At 58.3% G+C, this 4,532-nt stretch carries 2 protein-coding genes; one reads left to right on the top strand and one right to left on the bottom strand.

Features of this window, described 5'->3' with window-relative positions; all coding sequences use genetic code 11:
* Window positions 1–255 precede the first annotated feature (255 nt).
* The gene (locus tag ABX749_RS23210; protein WP_372898087.1) at window positions 256–1,032 is read left to right on the top strand and encodes a hypothetical protein; all 777 of its coding nucleotides are present in this window, start codon (window positions 256–258) and stop codon (window positions 1,030–1,032) included.
* 25 nt (window positions 1,033–1,057) lie between these two features.
* Here the strand turns inward: ABX749_RS23210 and ABX749_RS23205 are convergent, their stop codons facing one another.
* Entirely contained in the window at window positions 1,058–4,456 is a 3,399-nt protein-coding gene (locus ABX749_RS23205; protein WP_372898086.1) for a hypothetical protein, read from the bottom strand.
* Between the last annotated feature and the right edge of the window lie 76 nt (window positions 4,457–4,532).

Genomic DNA, 4,532 nt, shown 5'->3' with positions numbered 1-4,532 from the left:
CCGCTGAAGTCCCCGTCCCCGCAGCGGCAGACGTTTCACCGATGATCGATGAAAGTGCCTTGCCGGCCGATGGGTTGCAGCTGAGTGAATAGGTGGGGCCGCCGGCGGGGCCGTCGGGAGTGGCAAGCAGGATGCTTACCCCACTTTTTTGTTCTTGAAATCGTTGCGTTTGCAGACAACTTGTCTTATTCTGGCGTGATTGGCAAACCATCACACCATGAAGCGGGGAGTTCGATGCGTACAGGGACAACGGCGGTGGCTTTTTGCGTTTCGTTTTTCGTCTCGACCTGCGGTGTGGCCCAAGAGGCTGACAATGCGGCGGCGTTCGCATCGCTGGCCGATCGGATCGCCAGCGAGTATGCGATCTCAGCCGACGGCCGCCCGTTGAGCCTTCGCCGAGACGCCGTGCTGACGTGGACCAATCCGCTGGTCGGCGAAATCTATGGGGGCGTCTACGTCTGGACCGACCAGGGACGCCCGTTGGTGATCGCTTCGTTTTACAAGTGGTACCGCCCGCACACGCACAGCAGCCACGAATTCCAGTCGCTAACGACGGGGAACATCGTCGCCACGCGAGCCGGACAGAAAAACTGGCAAACCTCCTCGCCCGGCGTCACCTGGAAGCAGGTTCCCGATGCACCGCCGCCGGGACGCACGGCGGCACAACGCTTGGTTCAAATGCGCGGACTGGCAAAGCGATTCGAATTGGAGATGACCGAAAAGGACGACAGCAAGACGCGACTGCGTTTGTTGTCACAGCCCCTGTTGCGCTACGACAGCCCGGCGTCCGACGTGATCGACGGCGGACTGTTCGCCTTTGCCAAAGCCACCGACCCGGAGGCGTTGTTGCTGATCGAAGCACAGAACCAGTCCGGTGAAACTCGGTGGCATTACGCGATCGCCCGGTCCAACTTTCTGGCCATGCGTGCTCAATACAACGGATCGGAAATCTGGGACGTCCCGCAGTTGAGTACGACAGAGAGCTATTCCGCAACGGGGCCGTACGCCAAGTTTCAATTCGACGACGAGTGATCGCGGAGCGGAACACCGTCGACCGTCATTGCGAAGCGATCTTCAATTGGTCGGTAACGCGCTGATCGTCAAAAATCGTCAAGTCGACTTTGGCGTGCAGCGTGTTTTGATCGAGATCAAATCGCAGGTCCATCTCGCGGAGCCAATCCAAAAACGGGAACTTCCAAGTCTCAGGCGTTTGATTCAATTCATACAGGCTTGAATCGTTCCACGAGGTGCCGACGCAATCGGGAAGCCCGGCAACTTGTTTCATTTGGTAGGCCCCGCCCAGCGGGCAGGCGATCTTGGCGTTCAACAGGTTTTCAATGACCGATTGAGATTCCTGCGGTGGCAGATTCAGCCAGTGAGTGAGTTCCGCCAGAAACCGCGCGTTCTGATACGAGACGCGTCGCGACGCCAGATATGTGTACGCTTGAATGTAGGGTTCGATCTCCGCTCCGGAAAGCGAACGCATTTGCATGCGGACTTTTGGCGGATCGACAATGTTCTCCTGTGAAATCTCGTTGAACACCTCGTTACGCAATTCCGATTGCATTGCGACGGTCGTCAAACCATTTCGGCTCTCAATCATCCTCAAGTATTTCGCCGCCGAAGCACCTCCGGGCGGCAGATTGGCAATGCCCCAGGCAAAGTAATAGAGCAACTGCCCAGAGGGTGGCGACCCGAATGGCAGTGCCGCGGTCGACCAAGGCAAGGGTGCCCGCGGCGGCGGTGTGCGTGGGGTGGGGCTCTCCGGCAACGGCTTGCCGTTGAGCAACACCGAGTTGAGCATCCGCAGAATCTCGGTGCTCGGCGGCGAGATCACACCAAACGATCGCAGCTTGGCAAATGTCGTGCCTTGTTCCTGGTCGAGTAGCTTGACTTGGCCATGATTGATTTCAAACGAAAGATCCTCGTCGCGCAGCCCGATGTAGAGCAGATGAGGTGGGCTGCCACGTCGCATCCTCACCGCCGTGTCGACACTCAACAGGTCGCGGCCACTGGCCGCAAAACGACGATGCCCGGGATCGGCCAGATGGCGTTCCAGCAAGGCATATTTCTGTGGTGCATACGGAGTGATGACGATTTCGATGCCGATGCGGCGTAACCCCGTTGCGTCCGTTTCTTTTTGGGTGAAGACAACCGTCACCGGATCGACGCGCCGCCATTGCTGGTTGTAGTCGCGCAGAAAGCCTCGGTAGGCGATCACTTCACTGCGTGTCGCTCTATCGATGGGGACGTCGGGAATGGGAAGAAAAGCACCTGGGACGCCGCGAAGCGAGTCTTGGAAACGATCGTCGACGACGATCGGCCGACTGCCATCAGCGCGATCAGCGAAGCCTCTCGGCAGTAATTTCGCGCTGATGAACGCGCCGACCGAGGCTTCCTCGATCCCTTCCGAGGCTGCCAACCACTTTGCCAATTGAAACTGCTGAAGCTCCCGTGCCGCACGCGACCGGCGGGTCAGCTCAATTCGGTAGTGCGGACTGACCAGGTTCTGAAAAAACGGATCGGAGAGGTAGAGAAACGCAAATTGCTGTCCTGCGGAATCCGCTTTGCGTCTCGCATAGCGAAACTCTCGCAGTGTTCCTAATGACCGATGACCGCGTCCGGCTTGGAAGAAGCGATTCAAAAGGGTTTGCGAGTTCGTCACCAAATGATAATTCCCGTCGATCGCGTAGAAGGAACGCACCCGGTTATCGTCGGTGGAAAGCAGGGAAACGCGATGATTGGAGACCCTCAGCAGACGTTCGGAAACATCGGGAAACCTACTGAGCATCGTTCGGCGCTGCCGCTTGATGGCATCAGCGAGCTGAAAACTATCCGACGCTTCAAAGACAACACCGACTGCCGCTCCTTCACTGAAAAGTGGATCGCAACCGACCAAGGCCATGTCGGAAATCAGCTGATCAAAGGGGCCTGATGCGGTTTGCTCGGGAGACAGCGCGAGTTGAAACTCCACCTTGTCTCGGGTCTGCCGAACCAGAGAGCCCGAATCGACGACGTCGCTGAGGTTGCCTCCCCATCCGGTCAGAAACTGCCGCAGATTCTTGTAATTGGCCAAGCTGCCCGTCCGCAGATAGAAGCATTCTTCGGGCACGTGCATCGCGATCGGTTCGATCGCAATGTCGCGGAACGGGGGAATGACGACGCTGTCCATCCGGGGCTTGGGCGGCACGGGCTCGTCGGCGCGTTCGGACCGCATGGATGCATTGAGTTTGACGTCCTCTTGAATCGCCAGTTTGACAGATTCCATTCCAAAGAGCATTCCGACGGCACGTTCAAATTGTGCTTCCAACACGCTGTCTTCTTGCCCATCGTCTTTCTGCGGCACCGGCCAAGGACTCGGCATCCCGTAGCGTCTGGCAAGCATCGCGGCCAATGACCTGCGGAGCAGTTTCTGCTCGTCACCGAGCTCTTTGGGTATCGTTGAAAAGGATTTCCACCAGCGATGTTTCAGCGCGACGAGCGCCGCCGGTTGGCCAACGAGTTTGATCTCCAGTGGCTCGAGCAATACCGCATCGCGAGTCAACAATTTCACTTCCAAAGGCGTTTGTCCGTTCACCAGGAATGCCGCCTCGATGCGATCCACTTCAAAAGGCGAGCGTTTAGACGACTGCTGGTAGGTGATGTCGAACGCGGCATACTTGGCGCGACCTTGCGTTTCGACGAGGAACAGCGGCTGGTCCGGAAAAAGAATCGGCCCGTGTCCTTGGGCGTACACCAGTTCCATCACGACGGCTCCGGCCGGTGTCCCCTGTTGTGCCTGAACAATGACGTCCTGCAATCGAACGGCGACCGGCCCCTGATCGAACGGTTCTTCCGGATCGCCCCCTGCACCGATGCCGGGAATCGGGGTCGGCGATTTCCCAGAGTGCTGGGTTGAATCGACAGTCGACTCTGGTTTGACGAGGGGTTCGGGCGTCTTGCGGTGATCCCTGCCCAAGCGATCGGCGAACTCACTCAGCAGCAACTCATGAAGGTCGGCACCGGTCATCTGAAGCTGCTCGGCCAGCGCCGCCGAGGGTTGCTCGCCACGAGCCAGCGCCGCCAGTTGTGCGTCGGTCAATTCACCAATCAACTCTGCCGGGCCACCCGCGGACGATGCCCCTGGCGATCGATGCGGTTTCGAATCCTTGGTTTCGCCTTCGGCATCGAGAATGTCCACCAATTTCGGCTGCTCGTTGGGCACGTCATCGTCAGTTTTGTCGCCGAGTGGCTTGTCGCCGAGTGGTTTATCGATTGAACCGGCGGAGGTGTCCGAGTCGGACTCGGTTGCAGTTTGTACAACCGCATTCTGTGACGGCTTGACGGTCGGCTCGGCACGCTCAACAGCAATCAGCGGCAGCGTCGAAAGGGCCAGCAGCGTGGCCACCGAGGCGACAAGTAAACCGCTGACCAAGACGTTTTGGGCCACCGATTCTCGAAAAGAGAGACGTTTCATGGTTCAGAGACCGGAATGGGTTGGATGGCGTGCTTCCTAGGGTTGCAGAAATCTCCTCATTCAACGGGGTGCAATT

Origin of the sequence: Stieleria sp. (genome assembly GCF_041595215.1) — a bacterium.
Taxonomy (GTDB): Bacteria; Planctomycetota; Planctomycetia; order Pirellulales; family Pirellulaceae; genus Stieleria; species Stieleria magnilauensis.
The sequence above is the reverse complement of the archived record's forward strand: the minus strand, read 5'-3'. Positions and strand labels throughout refer to the sequence as shown.

Bases quoted from the DNA above. Each gene is read 5' to 3' on its own strand.
- ABX749_RS23205 (WP_372898086.1), bottom strand. From the start codon at position 4,456: ATGAAACGTCTCTCTTTTCGAGAATCGGTGGCCCAAAACGTCTTGGTC.